Raw genomic sequence first — 22219 nt, 5'->3', positions numbered from 1 at the left:
ATTTGCCGACTGCAAATTGCAGATTCGGATTCCGCGCTCAAGTGAGCACTCAAGCCAGAAAATGAATCGCAAAACAGATTATGGTACATGCGAACAAGTCACGAGCTGAAATGAAAGTTGCTCCGAACGGCCGTATCTTGAAACTGCCGCCGACACTTAACGTCACATGCCTGCGCAATGGGCCCGCCGGATGGCCGAACACGAGTCCCCGACCGGTCGATTGTGGACATAGCACGTGATCGACCTCTGGAGGACGGCTTTTCATGACGATCGACTTGGCGTTGAAAGAAGCGATGAACATTCCCGGCGCCGTCGGCGCGACCCTCGTCGACTACGACAGCGGGATGTCTCTCGGTTCACTGGGTGGCGGCGACTGGCTCGACCTGGATATCGCGGCGGCCGGCAACACCGAAGTCGTCCGGGCGAAACTGCGCGTCATGTCTTCTCTCGGACTCGACGACAGCATCGAAGACATCCTCATCACGCTCCACCGCCAGTACCACGTGATCCGGCCGCTGTCGGCCCGAGGCAACTCCACCCTGTTCCTCTACCTGGTCCTGGACCGCGAACGAGCCAACCTCGCGCTCGCCCGGCACAGCCTCAAGCGCATCGAGACCAGCCTTTCCGTATGACGAGTGCCGACACCCACAGCCAGTCCGCCCGCACACCCCTGCCGGTCCGCACGCCGCCGCCGGAAACCGCCGGCGCCCCGCCGGACCGGACGATGACGCGCCCGCCCCTCGACGCCGAGCGGATGCTCGAGGCGCTGCGCACGGTCCAGGGCCAGCTCGACCAGGTGGCCGGGCTGCTCGTGGCCACCCACGACGGCCTGGTGCTGGCCGACCACACCAAGGCCGTCGAGGCCGACAGCGTCGCCGCCATGTCGGCGGCCGCCGTCGGGCTCGCCGCGCAGTTCACCGCACAGGCCAGGATCGGCGAATCACGCAGCGCGATGTTCGAAGGCAGCTCCGGCTACGTCTGCGTCTTCCCCGTCGAAGGGTCGCTCCTCCTCGTCGTGTTCGGCCAGCCGGACATCACCATGGGGCTGTTCACCCTCGCCGCCAAGCAGGCGCTGATGCTGCTGCGGCGCCACCTCCCGGCGCCGGGCGGGGCCCACCGGCCGCGGCCGTCGCCGGAGTGACGTCGCGGCGTGGTCAGTCCGGAGCCGGCCGGTCGCGGAAGCGGGTCACCAGCTCGCCGAGCCCGTCGACCCGGCTGGTGAGCACGTCGCCGGCGGTGAGGTAGCGAGGCGGCGTCCGGCGGTTGCCGACGCCGGCCGGGGTGCCGGTGAAGATCAGGTCGCCCGGCAGGAGCGGGCACACCGCCGAAAGCCGGGCGACCAGCTCCGGGACGCCGAAGATCATGTCCGCCAGCGACGCCTTCTGCACCACCTCGTCGTTGAGCAGGCAGGTGATCGCGGCCTCGGGTGCGAGCTCGGTGACCAGGTGCGGCCCGGTCGGGCCGAAGCCGGGGAACGACTTGGCCAGCGAGAACTGCGGTGGCTTCCCGAGCGACTGGACCCGCCGTTCCGACAGGTCCTGGCCGACCATGAACCCGGCGACGTGCCCGAGTGCGTGCTCCTCGCCGATCCGGTGGCCGCCCCGGCCGACCACCGCCACCAGCTCGACCTCCCAGTCGACCCGGTCACCGGGCAGCTCGACCGTCTCCCGCGGACCCGCGACGCAGGTCGGGAACTTGGTGAACACCAGCGGGTCGGCCGGGGGCTCGAACCCGGCCTCGGCCGCGTGCGGCGGGTAGTTGAGCGCCACGGCGAAGACCTGCCGGGGCCGCGGCACGGGCGGTCCCAGCCGCGCCGGGTCGTAGGGGCTCCCGGCCGGGGACACCGCATCCGCCCACGCGGTGAACGCCGCCCAGTTCTCCAGGACGTCCATCGGGTCCGGGCCGAAGCCACCGGCGTCGAAGACGTCCAGCGCGCGATCGCCGAAGACCAGGGCGGCGCGGCCGTCGAGGTTGGCCAGGCGCGTCACCGGTCACCAGCCGGCGGCGGCGTCCCGTAGGCGTCCTCCCACGAGACGACCCGGTTGCGCAGCACCCCGAGCTTCTCGATCTCCGCCTCGACCACGTCCCCGGGCTTCAGGTAGTTCGCGAACGGATCGGCGGTGCTCGCCGCGACCCCGGCGACCGTGCCCGTGGTGAGGAGATCGCCCGCGCTGTAGACCTGCGGCGAGTGGTAGGCCACGAGCTCCGGGATCGAGACGGACATCCGGCTCGTGTTCGACTTCTGCCGCACCTGGCCGTTCACCCGCAGCTCCATGTCCAGGTCGTGCGGGTCGCCGACCTCGTCGGCGGTGACGATGTACGGGCCGATCGGGCAGAACGTGTCGATGGCCTTGGAGAACGAGAACACGCCGGACTCCATCTCGCGCCGCTGGATGTCGCGGGCGGTGATGTCGTTGAACACGAGGTACCCGGCGATGTGCTCGGCCGCCTGCTCCGCGGTGAAGAACTTGCCGGGCTTCCCGATCACGACGGCCATCTCGAGCTCGTAGTCGAGCTCTTTGGTCAGGTGCGACGGGTAGACGATCTCATCGCCCGAGCCGATGATCGCGTCGACGTTCTGGAAGAACACGATGCCCTTGTTGACCGGGTGCGACCAGTTGACCCGCGCGAGGTCGTCGTGGTGCTCGCGGAAGTTCCCCGCCGTGTGGAAGAACTTCTTCGGCACGATCGGCGCCCGCAGGCGCACCTCCGACGCGCGGAAGCGGCGCCCGGTCTCGGGCACGCTCCCGCCGCGTTCGAAGAACTCGCGGGCCGAGGCGGTGTCGAGTTCCAGGACCAGGTCGTCGGCGAGACGGCCGACCAGGCCGTCATCGAAGGTCACGAGCTTCACGGGTGCTCCACGGGGACGGTGACTCGGAAGACGCGCAGCTGGAGGGCGAGCGTCGCGTAGTAGCCCACCAGCGTGGTCAGCTCCACGGCCACGCGGTTGCCAATGATTGGCACGATCTCGGCGTAGGTCGCGTCGTCGACGTCGCCGTCCAGCAGGGCGACCACGAACCGCAGGGCCGCCAGCTCGGCGTCGGACAGGTCGTCCGGCACCGTCCCCGCCGCGAGCTGGGCGTCCGTCACGCCGGCCGCGCGGGCGGCGGGCTCGTGCGCGTACCGCTCGAACGCGCAGTCCCAGCGCGCCGCGACGGCCAGGATGGCCAGTTCCCGCACGCGATCGCCCAGCGCGGTCTCGTACCGGACGGCCGCGCCCAGCCGCTGCAGCGCCTGCCCGAGCGCCGGGGCGAACAGCATCGCGTTGAACGGCCCGGTCAGGACGCCCTCGGCGTCGGTCAGCGGGAACGGGCCGCCCGCGCGCGGGCCGGCGGTGATGGCCTCGCGCAGGGCGCGCTGGTCCTCGGACAGGTCGGCCGGGGTCAGCCCGGGCAGTCTCGTCATGCCCCGATCCCAGCAGCGTGCCGCGCCAGGGCGAGTGACTTGCCATTGAATGGCAGGTCCGTTCCGGGACGACGGCCGACGCGCCTAGCGTCGCGGCCAGGTCGGGAGCAGGGAGCGGCAGTGGACTGGCTGGGTCTGCGGGGCAAGGGCGCGCTGGTCGCCGGCGCGGGCGGGATCGGCGGCGCGGCCGCGCTCGCCCTCGCCGGTGCCGGGGCGAACGTGGTCGTCGCCGACCGCGACGCCGAGCGGCTCGACGAACTGGGACTCCGCACCATCGAAGCCGACCTCACCGACGCCGATAGTGCCCGCGACTGCGTGACGCGCGCCGACGAGCTGCTGGGCGGGCTCGACATCTTCGTCCACGCGGTCGGCGTCAACGACCGGCGGCCGGTCCTCGACACCCCGGACGACGTCTGGCGCACGATCACCGCGGTCAACACCGACAGCGCGTTCTGGACGGGCAAGGCCGCGGGCGCGCTGATGGTCGCCCGCGGGTACGGCCGGATCGTCTACCTCTCCTCGGTCTCCGGCCTGCTCGCCCACCCGCACCACGCGCCGTACGCCGCCAGCAAAGGCGCGGTCAACCAGCTCGCCCGGGTGATGGCCCGCGAGTGGGCGGCCTCGGGCGTCACGGTCAACACCGTCGCGCCCGGCTACACCGAAACCGCACTGACCCGCGAGCACCTCGCGAAGCCCGGCGTCCGCGACGGGCTCACCGCACTCGTCCCGGCCGGGCGGCTGGGCACCACCGAAGACCTGACCGGCCCGATCCTGTTCCTCTGTTCCGACCACGCCGCGTTCGTCACGGGACACGTCCTGTACGCCGACGGCGGCCGCACCCTCGTCTGAAGGAGTCCTTCGTGCGTTTCACCGGCAAGACCGTCCTCGTCACCGGCGCCGGCACCGGGTTCGGTGCCGAGATCGCCGTCCGCGCCGCGACCGAAGGCGCCGACGTCGCCGTGCACTACCGCGGCTCGCGCGCCGGTGCCGAGCGCACCGCCGCGCGCGTCGAAGAGCTGGGCCGCAAGGCTTTCCTCGTGCAGGCCGACATCTCCGAGCACGCGCAGATCCGCCGCATGGCCGACGAGGTGTGGAGCCACTTCGGCCGGGTCGACGTCGCGGTCAACAACGTCGGCGACGTCGCCCGCGACCAGATGTCGTGGCGGGACCTCACCGAGGAGTCGGTGGACCACGTGCTCGCCGTCGACATCAAGGGCACGCTGCTGTGCACCCACGAGTTCGGCGACCGGATGCTCACCCAGGGCGGCGGCGCGATCGTCAACATCGGCTCGACCGTCGTCGCGCGCGGCAGCGCCCGCGCCCCGCAGTACGCGGCGGCGAAGGCCGGGATCATCGGCCTGACCAAGTCCTACGCCCACGCCTTCGCCCCGACCGTACGCGTGAACGTGTTCGCGCCCGGCTTCATCGAAACCGAAGCGACGCTCGGGCGTGAGGACTGGCGGAACGGCCGCGCCGAGAAGCTGCGGGACGCCACCCCGATGGGCCGCATCCCGAAGCCCGAGGAGCTCGCCGGGGCAGCGCTGTTCCTCGCCACCGAGGACGCCGGGCACATCACCGGCGGATTCCTCGTCGCCGACGGCGGTTACACCATGCTCGGTGCCTGATGGCACCCCGAGTCGTGTTCACCGGTGGCCGGGTCTTCGACGGCAGCGGCTCCCCCGCCGTCCCGGGCGACGTCGTGGTCCGCGGCGACCGGATCGAGAGCGTCGGCCCCGGCGTTGAACCCACCCCGGACGACCGGGTGGTCGACTGCTGCGGCGCGACGGTCATGCCCGGTCTGGTCGAGTCGCACTGCCACCTCACGTTCCCCTCCGCCGTCGGGCACGTCGACCCGTCGTTCAACCCGCCGGTCGACGTGAGCTTCTTCCACCACCCGCCGAGCCCGGACGAGCACCTGGCGCTCGCCGAGCGCAACGCCCGGATCCTGCTCGACCACGGGTTCACCAGCGCCTACTCCGCCGGCTCGCTGACCCCGGTGCCGACCGAAGTGCGGCTGCGCGACCGGATCGCCGCCGGACTGGCCGCCGGGCCCCGCATGCGGGCGGCGTCGTTCGAACGGGACAACAACCCGGTCAAGATCGGCCCCGGCGGACCGGCCCCGCAGGCCACCGGTCCGGACGCCGTGCGCGCGTTCGTGCGGGAGCAGGCCGAACTCGGCTTCGACAGCGTGAAGCTGTTGATGAGCAACGACGACGTCTTCTTCGAAGGCGGCTCGATGGTCACCCAGTACAGCGCGGAGGAGGCGAACGCGGCGGGCGAGCAGGCGCGCGAGTCCGGGCTGTGGCTCAACTGCCACGCCCAGTCCCCCGAGTCGATCAAGCTGGCCGTGCGGGCCGGGTTCCGGTCGATCTACCACTGCTCCTACGCCGACCCCGAGGCCATCGACCTCCTGGAGGCGCACAAGGACTCGATCTTCCTCTCCCCCGCCGTCGGCATCATGTGGGCCAACGTCCACGAGGGCGCGGAGTTCGGCATCGACGCGGAGAAGATCGGCTCGGTGAAGTCCCTGGCGGCGATGGAGCGGCTGTACCCGGAACTGCGCGAGCGCGGGCTGCGGGTGCTGCCCGGCGGCGACTACGGGTTCCCCAACAACCCCATCGGCCGCAACGCCCGCGACCTCGAGCTGTTCGTCCGGCTGTTCGGCTATTCCCCCGCCGAAGCGTTGCGGGCGACCACCTTCCACGGCGGCCAGGTGATGGACCTGCCGGTCGGGCTGCTCGCCGAGGGCTACTTCGCCGACGTCCTCGTCGTCCGCGGCGACCCGACGTCGGACGTCACGCTCCTGCAGGACCCGGCGAACCTCGAGGTGATCATGCAGGACGGCCGGTTCCACAAGACGGCCGCGTGATCTACCGCGAGGTGCCGGGGTACCGGCCTCTGGAGCTGGACCTGTCTGAACCGGACGACGCGGTAGCGACGATCGTGTACCTGCACGGCGGCGGCTGGCGGCGCGGCTCCCGGCTCACTCCGCTGCCCGGCTTCGAGCACCTGCCCGGGGAGCTGGTGGCGCAGGGGTTCCGCGTCGCGGCGGCCGACTACCGGCTCAGCGGAGAGGCGATTTTCCCGGCGCCCCTGGAGGACGTGCGGACGGCCATCTCCTTCGCCCGCGATGAGAAGCCGTTGTTCGTCTGGGGCGAGTCGGCGGGTGCGCACCTGGCGTTGCTGGCGGCGCTGACCGGGTCCGAAGTGGACGGTGTGGTCGCGTGGTTCCCGCCGACCGACCTGCTCGGCCTGACCGGGGACGTCTCCCGCGAGACGCTCCTGCTGGGCGCGAGCCCCGAGTCGGTACCGGAACTCGCACGGGCGGCGAGCCCGCTGACGCACGCGCGCGCCGACGCACCGCCGATCCTGCTGATGCACGGCGAGGACGACGACCTCGTGCCCGCGTCGCAGAGTGTGCGGCTGGCGGAGGCGTTGCGGGACGTGGGTGCGCCGGTGGAGTTGCACCTGGTCCCCGGCGCCCGCCACCGCTGGGAGGGCGCCGATCCCGCGGCCGTGGTGGCCACCTCCGTCGAGTTCCTGCGGGCCGCACTTCCTCGGTGAGCCGGTCAGTGCGCGCCCAGCTCGCGCGAGATACCGCGCGCCGCCGTCTGGACGGCCAGGCCCAGATGCCGGGGCCAGGCGCCCCGATCCCGCGACCGTGGTGGCCACCTCCGTCGGGTTCCTGCGGGCCGCACTTCCTCACTGAGTGGGTCAGTGCGCGCCCAGCTCACGCGAGATACCGCGCGCCGCCGTCTGGACAGCCAGGCCGAGCTACCGGGGCCGGGCGCCCCGATCCCGCGGCCGTCGTGGCCACCTCCGTCGAGTTCCTGCGGGCCGCACTGCCTCGCTGAGCCGGTCAGTGCGCGCCCAGCTCGCGCGAGATACCGCGCGCCGCCGTCTGCCGTCTGGACAGCCAGGCCCAGATGCCGCGGCCGGGCGACCCGATCCCGCGACCGTCGTGGCCACCTCCGTCGAGTTCCTGCGGGCCGCACTGCCTCGCTGATGTAGGTCAGTGCGCACCCAGCTCGCGCGAGATGCCGCGCGCCGCCGTCTGGACGGCCAGGCCCAGGTGCCGGGGCCGGGCGACCTTCTTGGGCACGAGCACACCGAGGACGCCGGTGAGGACGTCCCCGCGGCCGAAGATCGGCGCGGCGACCGACACGATCGCCACCGTCTCGTCCTGGCGGCGGAAGATCGCGAGCCGTTCCCGCCGGACCTCGGCCAGGGTGCGGCGCAGCTTCTCGGCGGGGATCAGCCGGTTGTCCGGCTCGCTGTAGACCGGCTTGGCCAGCAGCTCCTCCTGCACCTCGCGCGGGGCGAACGCGAGCAGCGCCAGCCCGACTCCGGTGGAGTGCAAGGGAAGCCGGCCGCCGGTGCGGTAGTCGACCGGCGCCGCCTGGTGCCCGGAGAGCCGCTCGACCAGCAGCGCCTGCATCCCGTCGCGGACCGCCAGCTGGACGTGCTGACGGGTGACCTCGGCGAGGTCGTTCATGAACGGCAGCGCGACCTGGCGCAGCCCGTGCCCGCGCGGCGCCAGCGTCGCCACCTCCAGCAGGCGCAGGCCGACGCAGAAGCGGCCGTGGTCGTCACGCTCGAGCGCACCCCACTCGCGCAGGCGGTTCGCCAGCCGCAGCGCCGAGCTCGGCGGCATCTCGCAGCGCCGGCTCAGCTCCGCGAGCGAGAGCGCGCGGTGGTCGGCGTCGAACGCGGCCAGCAGGGCCAGCGCCCGGTCGACGACCGGCTCCCCGTGCGCCGGACGACGCCCCCGCTTTCCATTGGTTGGCACAACCGGTGACCGTACCCGACGTCGCTCGCGCCGATCCGCAAGATCACCGGGCCGGGTGCGTGGCCAGCTTCACCAGGGTGCGCAGGTTCGCGTCCGGTAGGTACGCGCGGGTCAGCGCCATGCCGATCCGGGGCAGGTCGCCTTCGTCGCGGTAGGCCAGGTACATCGGCTCGAACCGCGGGCTGAACTTCAGCTTGAACGCGTGCAGCGAACGGAAGCCGTACACCGGTTCCAGCTCCCGGCTCAGCATGTCCAGCAGCCGCTCGACCGCGGCCGGTTCGGTGGCCGACGCCGACCGGGCCAGTGGTGCGCCCGACAGCGACACGAACCGCATCCCGTCGGCCTGGAACGCCAGGATCGCCGACCCGATCAGGAACTCCACCGCCGGCCGGAAACCGTCGCCGCGGCGGCGCATGAGGTCGAGGGTCCAGCCGTGGACCTCGCCGTCCGGCCCGTGCACCGGCAGCCACGACGTGACGCCGTGCACGCTGCCCTCGGCGTCGACGGCCAGGCCGACCCGGGTCGCCGGGTCGAGCGCCTCGTCGACGCTGCCGAGCGTGAACCCCATTTCCGGCATTCCCTTGTCGCCGACCCATTCCTCGCAGATGGCGCGGACCTGGCTGCGGACGCCCCACGGCTCGTCGGCCAGCACGACCTGGCGGTAGCCGATGCCTTCTTTCGTGGCGCGGTTGAGCGCGGACCGCACGTTCTGCCACTTCTTGCCGCGCAGTTCGAGCCCGTCCAGGTCGACCAGGGTGTCTTCGGCGATCTGCACGTGGCTCCAGCCCAGCCGTGCGGCGGCGTCGGCGACCGGCTGCGTGACGGAGAACAGGCACGGCACGACGCCGGCGTGCTCGCAGGCCGCCGCGAACGCGCCGACCGCACCGGGCGCGGGCCCGATCGGGTCGCCGAGGCCGATGGCCACCCCGGCGTGCCGCCGGTAGGCGAGCACCGCTTCCCCGTCCGGGGTGCGGAAGTGCGCGTTGTCGGGCCAGGTGGCCATCCACGACAGCGTGCCGCCGCCGTGCCGGCCGAGCAGCTCCCGGGCGCCGGCCGCGTCGGCGCCGCCGATCCCCGGGGCCAGCCGCCGTCGCGCCGGTGCGCGGAACGCCCAGCGGGTCGAGACCAGCAGCGTCAGCTCGGCCGCCCACAGCACGGCACCGGTCACGGCGAGGGCTTTCTCCGCCGTGGATTCCTGGCCGAAGGCGACCCCGAACGCCGCGACCGCCCCGATCAGCACGTTGACCGCGGCGATCGCGGTCGCGCCCCACCACGCCGGACGGCGGCCGCGACGCAGTCCGTTCGCCAGCAGCGCGACGACGGCGATGTTGAGGGCGATGCCCCAGCCGGTGTCGCCGCCGCCGGTGGTGCCCAGCGGGCTGTCCGCCGGGAACAGCCAGAGCACCAGCTCGGCGACGGCGATCAGCGCGAGGCCGGTGGCCGCGAACAGGCGCCATTCGCGGCGCCCGGCGCGCACCCGGCCCGCCGGGCCGACGTGCCGGCCACCGGCCAGGCGGCGGCTCAGCGGCAGCGCGACCGCGACGGCCCACAGGTGCTCGAGGTCGGCCAGCCCGCCGAGGAACAGGAAGGAAACGACGACGTAGACCCACAGTCCGGCGCGCAGCCGCAGCCGCCACGGCGAACGCACCGTCGCCGACACCGCCGCCGCGCACGCGAGCGCGCCCGCGGAGATCCCCGCGTCGAGGTGGGTGGCGAGCTCGTGCGCCCACGCCCACCCGGTGTCGCGGAACACGAGCAGCGTCACCGCGGCACCGAGCACGCCGGCCAGCTGGCCGAGCACGCAGATCACCGCGGTCCGCCCGGTGCCCAGCCGCCATTCCGCGCTGCCGGCGAACACGGCGAACGAGACCAGCACCGGGAGGTAGAAGATCGGGGTGAGGGCGAGGAACGAGCCGGTGAGCGGCGTCCACCACTGCGCGCCGGCCAGCGCGGGGAGGCCGTAGCCGACGCCGTCGAACCACGTCCGGTCGCTCGCGGCGTCCCAGAGCGCCCCGGTCGCGACGCCGGTGACGATGATCGCGAGCAGCACGCCGGTCGTGAACGGCAGCCGCCGCCACAGCACCGTGACCAGTGCGTGGACGCGCGACGGCGGGGCGGTCGCGGGCTCGGTGGTGGTGAGCGAGCTGCTCATCGCGGTCTCCTGGTGGGTCGCTGGGGATTCCAGCGTGCGCCGCGAGCTCCCGGCCGGGCACCGGGCCGGCCCGGTGCCCGACGAGGGTTAACCCTGGCCCTGTGTGGGCAACTCGGCCCGCACGACGGTACCGCCGCCGGCCGGGCTCACCACGGTCAGCTGCCCGCGCAGCGCCTCGACGCGGTCGGCGAGGCCGCGCAACCCCGAGCCCGCGGCCGGGTCCACCCCGCCGACGCCGTCGTCGGCGATCTCGATCACCGCGGTGGGTCCGGCGCGCCGGACCCGGACGGTCACCACGCCGGCCCGCGCGTGCTTGGCGGCGTTGGCCAGCGCCTCGGACGCGACGAAGTACGCGGCGAACTCGATCGGCTGGGGCAGCCGCGGCCCGGGCTCGCACGCCACGGTCGTGGGCACCGCCGAGCGGGTGGCGAGCGCTTCGAGGGCGACGTCCAGCCCCTGGTCGAGCGCGGCCGGGTGGATGCCGCGGGCGAGCTCGCGCAGCTCGGCCAGCGAGTGGGCCAGCTGGTCGCTCGCCGAGGTGACGAGCTGTTCGGCGTCCTCGGGATCCTTGCGGATCTGGCGCTGGATCAGGGAAAGCTGCATCGCGAGGGTGACCAGGCCCTGCTGGGCGCCGTCGTGCAGGTTGCGTTCGATGCGCCGGCGTTCGGCGTCCCCTGCGGCGATGATGCGTTCGCGGGAGTGCTCGACCTCGGCCAGGCGCCGCCGCGCTTCGGTGTGCAGGTGCCGGTTCTCCAGCGCGATCGTCGCCGCGGCGGTGACCGCGTCGACCAGCTCGGGATCGTCGTCGAGCGACCGGTCGTAGACGAGGACGGCGACCCGCTGCCCGTCCCGCTCGACGAACGACACCGACCGGGCCGCGCCGGCACCGGGTGGGGTGACCGGCCCGCCGTCGAGATCGGTGTAGCCGCCCGAGGACGCCGTGGCGTAGCCGACCTCGAGGTCCGGGTCGCCGAGGGCCTTGGCCAGCGCGCCGCGCAGGTCGTCGGGCCGCAGCGTGCGCAGCCCGCGGAACAGGCCGGCCAGCCCGCCCCGGGCCAGCCGGGACCGCAGCAGCCCCACCAGGAACGCGATCGGCACGGTGAGCAGCGAGCACACCCCGATCCAGAGGAGCAGCATCGACTTCTCGCCGGTCAGGAACTGCGCCGCGAGCAGCCACCCGAACAGCAGCAGGCAGGCGGCACCCGCGACGCCCGGCACCAGCGCGCGCCGGCCGGGCGCCGATGCCGAACGCCAGCGCAGCGCCACCACCGCGGCGGTGCCGGCCACCGCGACGAGCAGGGTGCCGCGCTGGGCGACGTCGACGATCTCCGCGATCCGCTCGTGGGGCCAGATCGCGATCGGGTTTTCCGGGATCCCGGCGAACAGCAGCCACAGGGGAGCCAAAACGGCCAGCTCCAGCAGCACCGCCCCGGCCAGCACCCGGTCGGCCGTGGTGCGCACCCGGCCGCCGGTGAGGAACGTCAGCACCAGCAGCACGAACGGCAGGACCCAGAGGTCCGGCAGCCACAGGGCGACGACCTGCGCGGGCGGCCAGGCCACCTGGCTCAGCAAGGGACTCACGAAGAAGGCGAAGCCGGTGACGGTCATCAACAGCCCGCTGTGGTTGTCCGGCCGGCGGCGCCAGGCGATCAGCCCGCAGGCGGCGAAGGAGCCGCCGATGAGCCGGAACGCGACGTCGATGGCCTCGCCCGGAGCGCCGTTCGGGAACAGCACCGGGACCAGTGCGCCGAACTCGGCCGCGAGCGTGACGAACCAGAGCAGGATCCAGAAGCCGGGTCCGTGCCCGGCGCGGGCGAACCGGTGGCTGCCGCGGGCCCGCGTCGTCTCCGAAGCCATGACCTGTCCCGTTGGGATCGACCGGTCCCCCTGGCAGCCGCAACGTAGTACAGGACCACCGTGGCCGGTACCGCTGAACCGCCGTCTCGGCCCAGGGTTGTCCCGGTAGCCGGCCGGCGGCGGCGCTGCGACCATGGCGGGATGGTCCCCCGGGTGCTGATCGTGGACGACCACGCCGCGTTCCGGTCGTTCGCCCACCGTGTCCTGGTGGCCGACGGGCTGGTGGTGGTCGGTGAGGCCGCCGACGGCGCGGCGGCCATCGCGGCCGTGCCGCGGCTGCGTCCCGACGTCGTCCTGCTGGACGTCGGGCTGCCCGACATGGACGGCTTCGCCGTCGCCGCCGTGCTGGACGCGCAGGAAGAACCGCCCGCCGTGGTGCTGGTCTCCAGCCGCTCCCGAGCCGACTACGGGTCGCTCGTCGACACCAGCAGCGCCGTCGGGTTCGTCGCCAAGTCCGCGTTGAGCGGCGACTCCGTCCGGCGGCTCCTGGCCCCGGGGACGTGACGGTGGACGAGCCGGCCGCGCGGATCGTCGACGCCGCCGACGAGTTCCGGCGCCGCCTCGAACGGCGGCTGCACGACGGCGCCCAGCAACGCCTCGCCTCCGCCGTGCTCGTCCTCGGCCTGGCCGGGCGGACGCTCACCGGTGACGCCGCCGGGCTCGTCGCCGAAGCGAGGCAGGAACTGACCCTCGCTATGGCAGAGTTGCGGGAACTGGCCCGCGACACCTACCCGGTGCTGCTGACCGAAGCCGGGCTGGGACCGGCGCTCGCCTCGCTCGCCGACCGGTGCCCGGTCCCCACCGTGGTTTCGGCCGTGCCGGCCGGGCGGCTCCCCGCGACGGTGGAACGGACCTGCTACTTCGTGGTGTTCGAGGCGGTGCAGAACGTGGCCGCGCACGCGTCGGCCACGCGGGCCGAGGTCGTGGTCCGCGCAGAAGGAGGTCTCGTGAGCGTCGAAGTCAGTGACGACGGTGCCGGCGGCGCCGACCCGGACGGGCCGGGCCTGCGCGCGCTGGCCGACCGCGTGGCCGCCCACGGGGGCCGGCTGCACGTGGAAAGCGTGCCGGGCGCCGGGACTCGCGTGAGAGCCGACGTGCCATGCGGGTGATGATCGCCGACGACGCCGTGCTCTTCCGCGAAGGCGTGGCACGGGTGCTCACCGAAGCCGGGTTCGACGTCGTGGCGCAGGTCGGCGACGCCGCTTCGTTGCTGCAGCGGGTGCGGCACGACCCGCCGGACGCCGTCGTCGTCGACATCCGGATGCCGCCGACCCACACCACCGAGGGCCTGGACGCGGCCGAGAACCTGCGCGAGCGGTACCCGTCGGTCGGGGTGCTGGTGCTCTCGGCCCACGTCGAACCGCACTACGCGCTGCAGCTGATCGAATCGGGCGCGCAAGGCGCCGGGTACCTGCTCAAGGAACGCGTCGCCGATCTCGACGAGCTGACCGACGCCCTGCGCCGGGTCGCGGCCGGCGGGCTGGTGATCGACCCCGCCGTCGTCGCGCAGCTGGTCCGGCGTCAGCGCACCCGCAGCCCGCTCGACGACCTGACCGAACGGGAGCGGGACGTGCTGGAGGTGATGGCCGAGGGACGCTCCAACCAGGCCATCGGCCAGCGGCTCTACCTCAGCCCGAAGACCGTGGAGGCGTACGTCCGTTCGGTGTTCACCAAGCTGGGGCTGCACCAGGGCGCCGACGACAACCGCCGGGTCCTGGCGGTGCTGACCTACCTGCGCGGCTGAGCCGTGCGGGGCACGCCTCTCGACGCGCCCCGCACGAACTCAGGCGTCGCGGCGCTTGGCCACCGCGATCGCGATCGCCAGCAGGCCACCGCAGACCAGCGCGAAGTAGCCCATCGCGGCCCACGGCTGCTCGGTCAGCGGCGCGCCGTCCGCGGGCCGGCCGCCGAGCAGGAACTGCTTGGCCGCCTGGAACGGCAGCCAGCGGGACGCCGACTCGAAGCCGGGGATCAGCGCCAGCAGCGACTCGACCATCATCGCCCAGGTCAGCACCAGCGCCACCGCGCCCGCGGTGTGCCGGACGAGGATCCCAACGGCGACCGCGAACACGGCGGCCACCAGGTAGACCAGGCCGACCCCGGCGACCTGGCGCCATTCGGTCCCCCCGTGCAGCGCGAGGTCGCGGCCCGGCATCAGGACCAGGCCCAGCGCCCAGCTGCCGAACGCGGCGAGCAGCCCGACCAGTCCCGCGCCGAGCGCGACGACCAGTGTCTTCGCCAGCAGCACCGCGCCGCGGTCCGGCGCGGCCAGGAACGTCGTCCTGATCATGCCGACGGAGTACTCCGTGGTCACCGCGAGCGTCGCCATCACCATGACGACCGCCAGCCCCAGGCCGTACCCGAGCTGGGTCGACGGGACCCCGCTGAACCCGGTGTCCTGGCTGCCGGCCATGGAGATCGAGCCGACGCCGATGGTGGCCGCCACCCCGACCGCGGCGCACCACCAGGGTGACCGCGTCGAGGTCAGCTTGATCCGTTCGGCTGCGATGAGGGACATGGGAGTCACCTTCCCGCCGCGGCGAGCGCCGCGGAGTTGGTCCGGCCGCGGGCGGGGTCGCCCGCGCTGTACTCGACGTCGTGCCCGGTCAGGTGCATGAACGCCTCTTCGAGGGAGCCGCGGCACAGGGCCAGCTCGTGCAGCACCAGCCCGGCACCCGCGGCCAGCTCGCCGACGCGCGTGATGTCGGTGCCGGAGATGATCAGCGACTGGTCGTCGTCCGGCGCGGCCTGCACGTCGACGCCTTGGCGCAGCAGGACTTCCGCCAGGTCCAGCAGCCGCGGGCCGCGCACCCGCACGGTGGAGGTGACGGCGCCCTCGACGAACTCCGCCGTCGAGCTCTCGGCGATCAGCCTGCCCCGCCCGATGACCACCAGGTCGGTGGCGGTGAGGGCCATCTCCGGGAGCAGGTGGCTGGACACCAGCACGCTGCGCCCTTCGGCGGCGAGGTCCCGCATGAACTCGCGGATCCACACGATGCCTTCCGGGTCCAGCCCGTTGACCGGCTCGTCGAACAGCAGGACGCCCGGGTCGCCCAGCAGCGCGCCGGCGATGCCGAGCCGCTGGGACATGCCGAGCGAGTAGGTGCCGGCGCGGCGGTCGGCGACCGCGGTGAGCCCGACCTGGTCGAGCACCTCGTCCACCCGGCTCGCGGGCAGCCGGTTCGACCGGGCCATCCACCGCAGGTGGGCACGAGCGGATCGGTTGGGGTGCACCCACTTCGCGTCGAGGAGGGCGCCGACCTCCCGCAGCGGGTGCCGCAGGTCTTCGTACGGTCTGCCGCCGATCAGGGCGTGCCCCGACGTGGGCCGGTCCAGCCCGAGGATCATCCGCATGGTCGTCGACTTGCCGGCGCCGTTCGGGCCGAGGAAGCCGGTGACGCGGCCGGGCTTGATGGTGAAGGACAGGTCGTCGACGGCGAGCGTCGGGCCGTAGCGCTTGGTGAGTCCGCACGTTTCGATCATGGAGCTCCTCCTCGTGGCGTTCTTCCGAGAAGCCACTGTGGCGGCCGCGGCCGCTCCCCCGGCAGCGGGAAAACCCTGGCGGCCACCGGGAAAACCCTCATCGCCGAACCGGAGTCAGCCCGCTACCGGCGCTCCCGTCGCGGGCGCACCGTGGACCGGAACCCACTGCCCCCAGGAGGATCCGATGTCAGCGATCACCGCGTGGACCCGCCGCCACCGCCTCACCGCGTTCTTCGGTCTCGCGTTCACCCTGTCGTGGTGGGCGTGGCCGTTCTACGCCGCCGGCATCGCTCCGACGCCGTTCTTCGCCTGCGGCCCCGTGCTCGCGGCACTCGTCGTCATCGCCGTCACCGACGGCCGGGCCGGCTACCGCGACCTGTTCGCGCGGCTGACCCGCTGGCGCGTCGGCTGGACGTGGTGGGCGGTGGCCGTCGCGCTGCCGCTCGCCGTGCTGGCCGTCGCGGTGGCGGCAAACGTGACCGTGTGGGACGCTCCCGCCCCCGACCTCGGCGCCGTCGCCTGGGCCGACGTCGGGCTGTTCGCGGCGGTGCGGTTCGTCAACCCGCTGGACGGGCCGATCGGCGAGGAGCCGGGCTGGCGGGCCTACGCCCTGCCGCGCCTGCAGGAGAAGTGGTCCCCGCTGCGCGCCGGTGTCGTCCTCGGCGTGGTGGTGGCGCTGTGGCACCTGCCGCTGGTCACCTCGGGCATGCTCGCGCCGTTCGGTCTTCCGGTGACCTTCGCGATCACCCTCGTCTACGTGTGGCTGGTCAACCGCACCGGCGGGAGTGCCCTGATGGCGGTGGTCTTCCACGTGTCGCAGGGCGCGATCAGTGCCGCCGCGCTCGGCTTCTCCGGCGCCGACGCCGATCGGCTGGGCTGGCTCACCGGCACGCTGTGGTGCCTGGTCGCGGTCGCCGTCGTGACCGCCGACCGCGCGGCTTGGCGGTCACCTCGCCCGATCCGCCGTCACTACGCGGTCTCGCCGAGAATGCCGCTGACGTAGCGCAGTTCGCCCATGCGCAGGTCGTCGTCCGGCAAGGGCGGCAAGTCGTGGGCGGCGAGCAGGTCCCGGGTGCTGACCGCGGTCAGCGTCCAGCCCCGGGCCGCCAGGTAGGGACCCGCTTCGTTGCGCTCGCCGAAGTGCCGCAGCCGCGTCATGTCGGTGTCGAAACCGTGCTCGCGCCAGAGTGCGGAGATGCTGTCGAGGCGGTGCTTCGTCTTGGTTTCGGTGCCCGGTCGCGGGTTCGGCCGGCTTTCGGTGGCGACCCGGCTCCCCGGCGCGCTGAACGCGGTGACGTTGTCCAGCAAGCGATCCTGCGCCTCGGGCGGCAGGTAACCCAGCAGGCCTTCGGCGCTCCACGCGCTCGGCCGGGCCGGGTCGAAGCCCGCGGCGCGCAGGGCGGCGGGCCAGTCGTCGCGCAGATCGACCGCCACCGCTCGCCGGTCAGCGGTCGGCTCGGCACCCAGCTCGGCCAGCGCGCGGGTCTTGAACCCGACGATCCGCGGCTGGTCGAGCTCGTACACGACGGTCCCGGCCGGCCAGGGCAGCCGGTACGCGCGGGAGTCCAGGCCCGAAGCCAGGATCACGACCTGGGTGATGCCCGCGTCCGTCGCCGCGAGGAAGAAGTCGTCGTAGAACCGGGTCCGCACCTTGGCCCCGTCGATCGCCGTCCGGTCGACGAGGTCGCCGGGCGGCAGTTCGCCGGTGGCCAGCCGGGTGAGGAGCTCGATGCCGACCGCCCGCACGAGCGGCGCGGCGAACGGGTCGTCGATGAGCGAATCCGTCCGCGTCGCGATGGCGCGGGCCATCGCCGCCATGGTCGCGGTCGCGCCGACACCGGACGCGGGGTCCCCGTTCGAAGTCATCGGCGGACCGTAACGGAGGCTCCCGGCCGGCTGGCTAAAGTGAGAGCGGTGACCGCCCGTTTGCCTCGCGACCGCATCCTCGAAGCGGCGCGCGCGGTGTTCGTCACCGAGGGCCTGACGGTCCCGGTCCGCGAGATCGCCCGGCGCGCCGAGGTCGGGCCCGCGACCGTCTACCGCCACTTCCCCACGAAGGAAACACTCGCCGCGGCGGCGTTCACCGAGCAGGCCCGGGCTTGGCAGTCCACTGTGGACGAGGGGCTCGCCGACCCCGACCCGTGGCACGGTTTCCGCAGCACGGTCCGGAAGCTTTGCGCACTGCAGGCCCGCGACCACGCCTTCACGACGGCGGTCAAGGCCACGTTCCCGCGCGCGGTGGACCTCGCGGCGATGCGCACGACGTCGCTGACCTCCGCGACCCGGCTGATCCACCGCGCCCAGGAGAGCGGCCACGTACGCCCCGAGGTGACCCTGGCCGACCTGCAGGTGGTGCTCATGGCCGGCACCGGCATCCACGGGAGTACCCCGGCGGCGAGGCGGCGGTTCGCTGCGCTCTTGACCCGGGGATTCCGCCGATCGGGGTGAGTTTCAGCCGTCGGCGAGCCGCTGGATCACCGCCGCCAGCGCGCCGGGGTCGCCGAGTCCGGAGCGCAGCCACCCCGGCCACGCCTTGAACTCGGCGGCGGCGCCCGACCGGTCTGAGCCTCATCCGTCGGCAAGCCGCTGGATCACCCCGGCCAACCACGCCTCGAGCGCACCCGGGTCACCCAACTCCGAACGCAGCACCCGGCGGCGGGTCGAGACACCGAGCACGAACGCATCGATCGCAGTGGCCCGGGCGCGCGCGTCGGCATCGGCCAGCCCGCTGTCGCGCAGGTAGCGGTGCAACGGCTCCAGCGACTTCGCGTCCAGGAACGCGGCCAGCGCCTCCGCCGCTTCCGGGCGCTCGCCCGACGCGCGTTGCAGCACCAGCAGCGGATCCTCCCCCGGATCGCCGGACCAGCGCCGGACGATGCTCGCCGCGAGCCGCGCGCCCAGCTCGGCGCGGTCGCCGTCGAAGGAGTCCTCGACCGGGATCTCGACCCGGGTCGCCGCCAGGAAAAGGCCTTCCTTGCCGCCGAAGTAGCGCGTGATCAGGTTGGGTGACACGCCGGCCGCGTCGGCCACGCCCTTGACGGTGATCGCCGTGTAGCCGTGCCGGGCGAACTGGCGCCGGGCCTGGTCGAGGATCCGCTGCCGGGTGGCCGCCGCGTCGCGCGAAGTCATGTGTACGAGCATACACATCATGTGTATCGTCGTACACATGATGGACGAACTGCGGGACAGACTCCGGCGGACCCGGCGGGTCACGACCCCCTGGAGCACCGACGGGACACGCGGCATCACCGCCACCCGGCTCGACGAGCTGCTCGAACGCTGGGCCGGCGGGTACGACTGGGACGAGCACGAGCGCCGTGTCCGCGCGCTCCCCTGGGTCACGGCGGGTGGCCTGCGCCTGATCCACCGGCGGGCCACGGACCCCGGCGCCCCGGTCGTCGTGCTGCTGCACGGCTGGCCCGACTCGGTGCTGCGGTTCGAACGCGTCCTGCCCCTGCTCACCGACGTGCACGTGGTGGTCCCCGCGCTGCCGGGCTTCCCGTTCGCGGCCCCGCTCACCACGCCCGGCGTGTCCGCCGGCCGGATCGCCGAACTCGTCGCGGACGCGCTCGCCGAACTCGGGTATCCGCGGTACATGCTGTCAGGCGGCGACGTCGGCGGCACCGTCGCGGAGGTCCTGGCGGGCCACCACCCGGACCGGGTGACGGCCCTGCACCTGACGAACGTCGCCCCACAGCGCGCACTCACGGCGGACCCGGCGACGCTCGCCCCCGACGCGGTCGCCTACGTCGGCCAGGCGGCGCGGTGGTTCCGGGCGGAGGGCGGCTACATCGCCGAGCAGTCGACGCGGCCGAACACCCTGTCCGTCGCCCTCGGCGACTCCCCCGCCGGCCTCGCGGCGTGGATCGTCGAGAAGCTCGAGTCCTGGTCGGACAAAGCGGCCTTCACCGACGACGAACTGCTCACCTGGGTCACCGTCTACTGGGCCACCGGCACGATCGGCACCTCGTTCACCACCTACACCGAACCGGTCACGCTCCCCGCCCGGATCGACACGCCGACGGTGCTGTCGGTGTTCCCGCGGGACATCAAGCCGGAGCCGCGAAGCTACGCCGAAGCGTTCCTGAACATCGTCGAGTACGAGGAACACCCGGCCGGCGGCCACTTCGCGGCGTGGGAGCAGCCCGAGGCCTACGTCCGCGACCTGCGCCGCGCGGTCGAGCTGGGCGCTTAGTCGCCGCAGCAAGGGTGGGCCGCGAAAGGCCACCTCAGTCCTCGTAGCGGGCAACGATCGCGGCAGCACGGTCACGCAAAGACTGCGGCGCCAACGCTTCCACGTGGGCGCCGAGCTGCCACAGCGCCCACTCGGCGTGCCACGCGTCCTAGTACGTCGCCTCCAGGCGCAGCCGGCCGGTGGCGTCGGGCTCGGCCGCGCGGACCGCCACCGCGGTGCGCAGCACTTCCTCCCGCCGCGCCGGGTCCACCCGGAGCTGCACCGCTATGTGGCCGCCCGCGAGGAACTGCGCGCAGCGCTCCCGCCAGACCCGGTCCAGGTCGACGCGGGCCGGTCGCCGTGCCGGTTCGGGAAGTCCTTCCGCGGCCAGCACCCGCGACAGCCGGTAGGTGCGGTCCTCGCCCGATCGGATGGCCAGCAGGTAACCCCGTTCGCGCACCGTGACCAGGCCGATCGGGTCCACCGTGCGCCACTCCGGCTGCTGGCCGGCGGCCGCGTAGTGGAGGCGCAGCCGGCGTCCGGCGAGGACCGCGCGCCGGATCTCGAGCATCGCCGGGGCGGACGCCTCCCCGGCGGCCGGACGGCGGGGAAGCAGGTCGGTCTCCGGCTCGACGAGGAACCGGCCGGCCGCGTCGCTCGTGGTGGCGCGGTGGCTTTCCGGCAGCGCGTCGAGCACCTTGCGGCGGGCCGACGCGAGCGCCGGGCCGAGGCCGAGGCCCGATCCGGTGGCGAGCAGCGCCAGCGCCTCGTCGTGGTTCAGCCCGGTCAGCTCGGTCCGGGACCCGGGCAGCAGCGCGAACCCGCCGTGCCGGCCGCGTTCGGGGTAGACCGGGACGCCGGCCGTCGACAGCGCCTCGATGTCGCGCAGCACGGTCCGCGTCGACACGGCCAGCTCGCGGGAGAGCGCGTCCGCGGTCAGCCGGCCGCGCTGCCGCAGCAGCAGTACCAGCGAGACCAGCCGGTCGGCGCGCATGGGGAACGAACGGCGGTCAACCCGACGACGTGGTCGGCGGAGCTGAGGTTCAACCAAGGGGAGCTCGTCGCCGGGCACACCCGGACCCTGTACTGCTCCGGGCAGACCGCGACGAACGCCGAGGGCAAGCCCGAGCACGACGGCGACGTGGCCGCGCAGCTGGCGCTGACCCTCGACAACCTCGAGGCCGTGCTCGCCGAGGCCGGCATGACGCTGGCGAACCTCGTCCGCCTCAACGTCTACACCACCGATGTGGACGGTCTGTTCCCGCACTACGGCGTGCTGGCGGCCCGGCTCGGCGCCGCCGGGGTGGCACCGGCGACCACGATGCTCGGGGTGACGCGGCTGGCCGTCCCCGGCCAGCTGGTCGAGCTCGAAGGCACCGCCGTCGGGCAGTGACGTATCGCTGGCCGGAACGGTTTACTCTAAGCACGGCACCAAAGTGCTATGATTCGAACCGAACCGTTCCTGTCAGCGAAACGAAGTCGAGGACCACGAGCGTGGCCGTCAACAGTACCGCCGGGCGCAAGCCCGCCGCCCCGTCGGACAACACCGGCACCGAGGCCGCCGCCCGGGTGGCCGACGTGCTGCTGCTCTTCACCGGTGGCCCCCGGTACCTGGGCGTCAGCACGATCAGCCGGGAGCTCGACCTGTCCAAGGCGGTCGTCTACCGGATCCTGCAGTCGCTCGTCTCGCGCGAGGTGCTGGCCACCGACGCCGGTGTCGCCGGCTACCGGCTCGGCCCCGCGGCCGTCGCGCTCGGGGCGAGCGCCCTGCGCCGGTTCGACGCCCGGGTCGCGGCGCTTCCCGTCCTGCGGCGGCTGCGGGACGAGACCGGCGAGACGACCACCCTCTCCGGCCTGGTCGGAGACGAACGCGTGTACCTCGACCAGTTCGAAAGCCCGCGCGAGATCAAGATGACCGTCGAGCTCGGCCGCCGGTTCCCGCTGCACGCCGGTTCTTCCGGCAAGGTGATCCTCGCGTCGCTGACCGAAGACCACCGGGAAGCCTTGCTGCACCGGGAGCTCCCCGCGCTGACCGAGCACACGATCACCACCGCCGAGCAGCTGCGCGAGGCCCTCGCCGAAGTGGCCCGTGACGGCGTCGCCGTCTCGCTCGGCGAACGCCAGCCCGGCGCGGGATCGGTCGCCGCTCCCCTGTTCGGCCCGGACGGCGAGGTCCACGGCTCCGTCAGCATCTGCGGACCGCAGTACCGCTTCACGCCCGACGCCGTGGCCCGCTACCGCGACCTCGTGCGCGACGCGGCCGCGGAGATCCGGCAGAGCTGGGCCTGGCTGCAGGAGCAGGGTGGCCGGTAGGTCGTGAGTGAGAAACAGGGTTAGAACACTGTTTCTCACTCACGAC

Annotated in this window: 24 protein-coding genes and 1 pseudogene; 14 read left to right on the top strand and 11 right to left on the bottom strand. The window is 73.1% G+C overall.

Translation table 11 applies throughout. From position 1 onward, the window contains the following. Positions 1–263 precede the first annotated feature (263 nt). Together ACZ7OU_RS27095 and ACZ7OU_RS27090 are read left to right on the top strand one after the other, a co-directional pair. On the top strand, positions 264–632 hold the full coding sequence (locus ACZ7OU_RS27095; RefSeq protein WP_284741551.1) for a hypothetical protein: 369 nt from the start codon (positions 264–266) through the stop codon (positions 630–632). Continuing rightward, positions 629–1141, top strand: a complete 513-nt coding sequence (locus tag ACZ7OU_RS27090; protein WP_470237275.1) for a roadblock/LC7 domain-containing protein — start codon at positions 629–631, stop codon at positions 1139–1141. Before ACZ7OU_RS27095 ends, ACZ7OU_RS27090 begins: the two co-directional genes overlap by 4 nt. A gap of 13 nt (positions 1142–1154) precedes the next feature. Here ACZ7OU_RS27090 and ACZ7OU_RS27085 read toward each other — a convergent pair whose 3' ends face one another. From ACZ7OU_RS27085 to ACZ7OU_RS27075, 3 genes are read right to left on the bottom strand one after another with little or no spacing between them, the layout of a single operon-like run. Beyond that, positions 1155–1988: a fumarylacetoacetate hydrolase family protein gene (locus ACZ7OU_RS27085; RefSeq protein ID WP_470257252.1), complete on the bottom strand. Its 834-nt coding sequence runs from the start codon at positions 1986–1988 to the stop codon at positions 1155–1157. Beyond that, the gene (locus ACZ7OU_RS27080) at positions 1985–2851 is read right to left on the bottom strand and encodes a fumarylacetoacetate hydrolase family protein (protein ID WP_470257251.1); all 867 of its coding nucleotides are present in this window, start codon (positions 2849–2851) and stop codon (positions 1985–1987) included. Before ACZ7OU_RS27080 ends, ACZ7OU_RS27085 begins: the two co-directional genes overlap by 4 nt. Next, entirely contained in the window at positions 2848–3405 is a 558-nt protein-coding gene (locus ACZ7OU_RS27075) for a carboxymuconolactone decarboxylase family protein (protein ID WP_470257250.1), read from the bottom strand. The genes ACZ7OU_RS27080 and ACZ7OU_RS27075 overlap by 4 nt, the downstream gene beginning before the upstream one ends. A 120-nt stretch (positions 3406–3525) precedes the next feature. Here ACZ7OU_RS27075 and ACZ7OU_RS27070 point away from each other — a divergent pair, with 120 nt between their 5' ends. From ACZ7OU_RS27070 to ACZ7OU_RS27055, 4 genes are read left to right on the top strand one after another with little or no spacing between them, the layout of a single operon-like run. After that, positions 3526–4254 carry an SDR family NAD(P)-dependent oxidoreductase gene (locus tag ACZ7OU_RS27070; RefSeq protein WP_470257249.1) on the top strand — a complete coding sequence of 243 codons (729 nt, stop codon included), beginning with the start codon at positions 3526–3528 and terminating at the stop codon, positions 4252–4254. Between the two features lie 11 nt (positions 4255–4265). Then, complete coding sequence (locus ACZ7OU_RS27065; protein WP_470237280.1) at positions 4266–5030, top strand: SDR family NAD(P)-dependent oxidoreductase; 765 nt, start codon at positions 4266–4268, stop codon at positions 5028–5030. Further along, the gene (locus tag ACZ7OU_RS27060; protein WP_470257248.1) at positions 5030–6274 is read left to right on the top strand and encodes an amidohydrolase family protein; all 1245 of its coding nucleotides are present in this window, start codon (positions 5030–5032) and stop codon (positions 6272–6274) included. Before ACZ7OU_RS27065 ends, ACZ7OU_RS27060 begins: the two co-directional genes overlap by 1 nt. Beyond that, the gene (locus tag ACZ7OU_RS27055) at positions 6271–6969 is read left to right on the top strand and encodes an alpha/beta hydrolase fold domain-containing protein (RefSeq protein WP_470257247.1); all 699 of its coding nucleotides are present in this window, start codon (positions 6271–6273) and stop codon (positions 6967–6969) included. Before ACZ7OU_RS27060 ends, ACZ7OU_RS27055 begins: the two co-directional genes overlap by 4 nt. Positions 6970–7417: 448 nt before the next feature. Here ACZ7OU_RS27055 and ACZ7OU_RS27050 read toward each other — a convergent pair whose 3' ends face one another. The 3 genes from ACZ7OU_RS27050 to ACZ7OU_RS27040 all read right to left on the bottom strand — a co-directional run bounded on the left by ACZ7OU_RS27050 (position 7418) and on the right by ACZ7OU_RS27040 (position 12203). Then, a complete protein-coding gene (locus ACZ7OU_RS27050; RefSeq protein WP_470237283.1) occupies positions 7418–8194 on the bottom strand; it encodes an IclR family transcriptional regulator in 777 nt (258 codons plus the stop codon). Positions 8195–8237: 43 nt separating this feature from the next. Beyond that, positions 8238–10346: a bifunctional lysylphosphatidylglycerol flippase/synthetase MprF gene (locus ACZ7OU_RS27045; RefSeq protein WP_470257246.1), complete on the bottom strand. Its 2109-nt coding sequence runs from the start codon at positions 10344–10346 to the stop codon at positions 8238–8240. An 87-nt stretch (positions 10347–10433) separates the two neighbouring features. Further along, on the bottom strand, positions 10434–12203 hold the full coding sequence (locus tag ACZ7OU_RS27040) for a sensor histidine kinase (protein ID WP_470257245.1): 1770 nt from the start codon (positions 12201–12203) through the stop codon (positions 10434–10436). Between the two features lie 141 nt (positions 12204–12344). On the opposite strand from ACZ7OU_RS27040, the gene ACZ7OU_RS27035 reads away from it, so the two are divergent. From ACZ7OU_RS27035 to ACZ7OU_RS27025, 3 genes are read left to right on the top strand one after another with little or no spacing between them, the layout of a single operon-like run. Then, positions 12345–12707, top strand: a complete 363-nt coding sequence (locus ACZ7OU_RS27035) for a response regulator (RefSeq protein WP_470237286.1) — start codon at positions 12345–12347, stop codon at positions 12705–12707. Between the two features lie 2 nt (positions 12708–12709). Then, complete coding sequence (locus ACZ7OU_RS27030; RefSeq protein ID WP_470257244.1) at positions 12710–13312, top strand: sensor histidine kinase; 603 nt, start codon at positions 12710–12712, stop codon at positions 13310–13312. Further along, a complete protein-coding gene (locus ACZ7OU_RS27025; RefSeq protein WP_470237288.1) occupies positions 13303–13947 on the top strand; it encodes a response regulator transcription factor in 645 nt (214 codons plus the stop codon). The genes ACZ7OU_RS27030 and ACZ7OU_RS27025 overlap by 10 nt, the downstream gene beginning before the upstream one ends. Positions 13948–13986: 39 nt before the next feature. Here the strand turns inward: ACZ7OU_RS27025 and ACZ7OU_RS27020 are convergent, their stop codons facing one another. Beyond that, positions 13987–14721, bottom strand: a complete 735-nt coding sequence (locus ACZ7OU_RS27020; RefSeq protein WP_470257243.1) for a hypothetical protein — start codon at positions 14719–14721, stop codon at positions 13987–13989. Between the two features lie 5 nt (positions 14722–14726). Then, entirely contained in the window at positions 14727–15686 is a 960-nt protein-coding gene (locus ACZ7OU_RS27015) for an ABC transporter ATP-binding protein (protein WP_470257242.1), read from the bottom strand. A gap of 184 nt (positions 15687–15870) precedes the next feature. On the opposite strand from ACZ7OU_RS27015, the gene ACZ7OU_RS27010 reads away from it, so the two are divergent. Further along, positions 15871–16689: a CPBP family glutamic-type intramembrane protease gene (locus ACZ7OU_RS27010; RefSeq protein WP_470257241.1), complete on the top strand. Its 819-nt coding sequence runs from the start codon at positions 15871–15873 to the stop codon at positions 16687–16689. On the opposite strand, the gene ACZ7OU_RS27005 is transcribed toward ACZ7OU_RS27010, so the two are convergent. Continuing rightward, positions 16656–17552: an SAM-dependent methyltransferase gene (locus ACZ7OU_RS27005; protein WP_470257239.1), complete on the bottom strand. Its 897-nt coding sequence runs from the start codon at positions 17550–17552 to the stop codon at positions 16656–16658. The genes ACZ7OU_RS27010 and ACZ7OU_RS27005 overlap by 34 nt on opposite strands. 48 nt (positions 17553–17600) lie before the next feature. On the opposite strand from ACZ7OU_RS27005, the gene ACZ7OU_RS27000 reads away from it, so the two are divergent. Further along, positions 17601–18134, top strand: coding sequence for a TetR/AcrR family transcriptional regulator (locus ACZ7OU_RS27000; protein WP_470257238.1), 534 nt, complete (start codon positions 17601–17603; stop codon positions 18132–18134). Positions 18135–18254: 120 nt separating this feature from the next. Here ACZ7OU_RS27000 and ACZ7OU_RS26995 read toward each other — a convergent pair whose 3' ends face one another. Next, complete coding sequence (locus ACZ7OU_RS26995) at positions 18255–18815, bottom strand: TetR/AcrR family transcriptional regulator (protein WP_470257237.1); 561 nt, start codon at positions 18813–18815, stop codon at positions 18255–18257. A gap of 37 nt (positions 18816–18852) precedes the next feature. On the opposite strand from ACZ7OU_RS26995, the gene ACZ7OU_RS26990 reads away from it, so the two are divergent. Then, positions 18853–19881 carry an epoxide hydrolase family protein gene (locus tag ACZ7OU_RS26990; RefSeq protein WP_470257236.1) on the top strand — a complete coding sequence of 343 codons (1029 nt, stop codon included), beginning with the start codon at positions 18853–18855 and terminating at the stop codon, positions 19879–19881. Between the two features lie 34 nt (positions 19882–19915). On the opposite strand, the pseudogene ACZ7OU_RS26985 reads toward ACZ7OU_RS26990, so the two are convergent. Then, positions 19916–20854, bottom strand: a pseudogene (locus tag ACZ7OU_RS26985) (helix-turn-helix transcriptional regulator). On the opposite strand from ACZ7OU_RS26985, the gene ACZ7OU_RS26980 reads away from it, so the two are divergent. Both ACZ7OU_RS26980 and ACZ7OU_RS26975 read left to right on the top strand, forming a co-directional pair. Further along, positions 20810–21253 carry a RidA family protein gene (locus ACZ7OU_RS26980; protein ID WP_470257661.1) on the top strand — a complete coding sequence of 148 codons (444 nt, stop codon included), beginning with the start codon at positions 20810–20812 and terminating at the stop codon, positions 21251–21253. The pseudogene ACZ7OU_RS26985 and the gene ACZ7OU_RS26980 overlap by 45 nt on opposite strands. 101 nt (positions 21254–21354) lie before the next feature. Beyond that, positions 21355–22173, top strand: coding sequence for an IclR family transcriptional regulator (locus ACZ7OU_RS26975; protein ID WP_470257235.1), 819 nt, complete (start codon positions 21355–21357; stop codon positions 22171–22173). Positions 22174–22219 lie beyond the last annotated feature (46 nt).

This window comes from Amycolatopsis sp. NPDC114505 (genome assembly GCF_055633615.1).
This window is presented reverse-complemented; position numbering and strand designations above follow the sequence as displayed.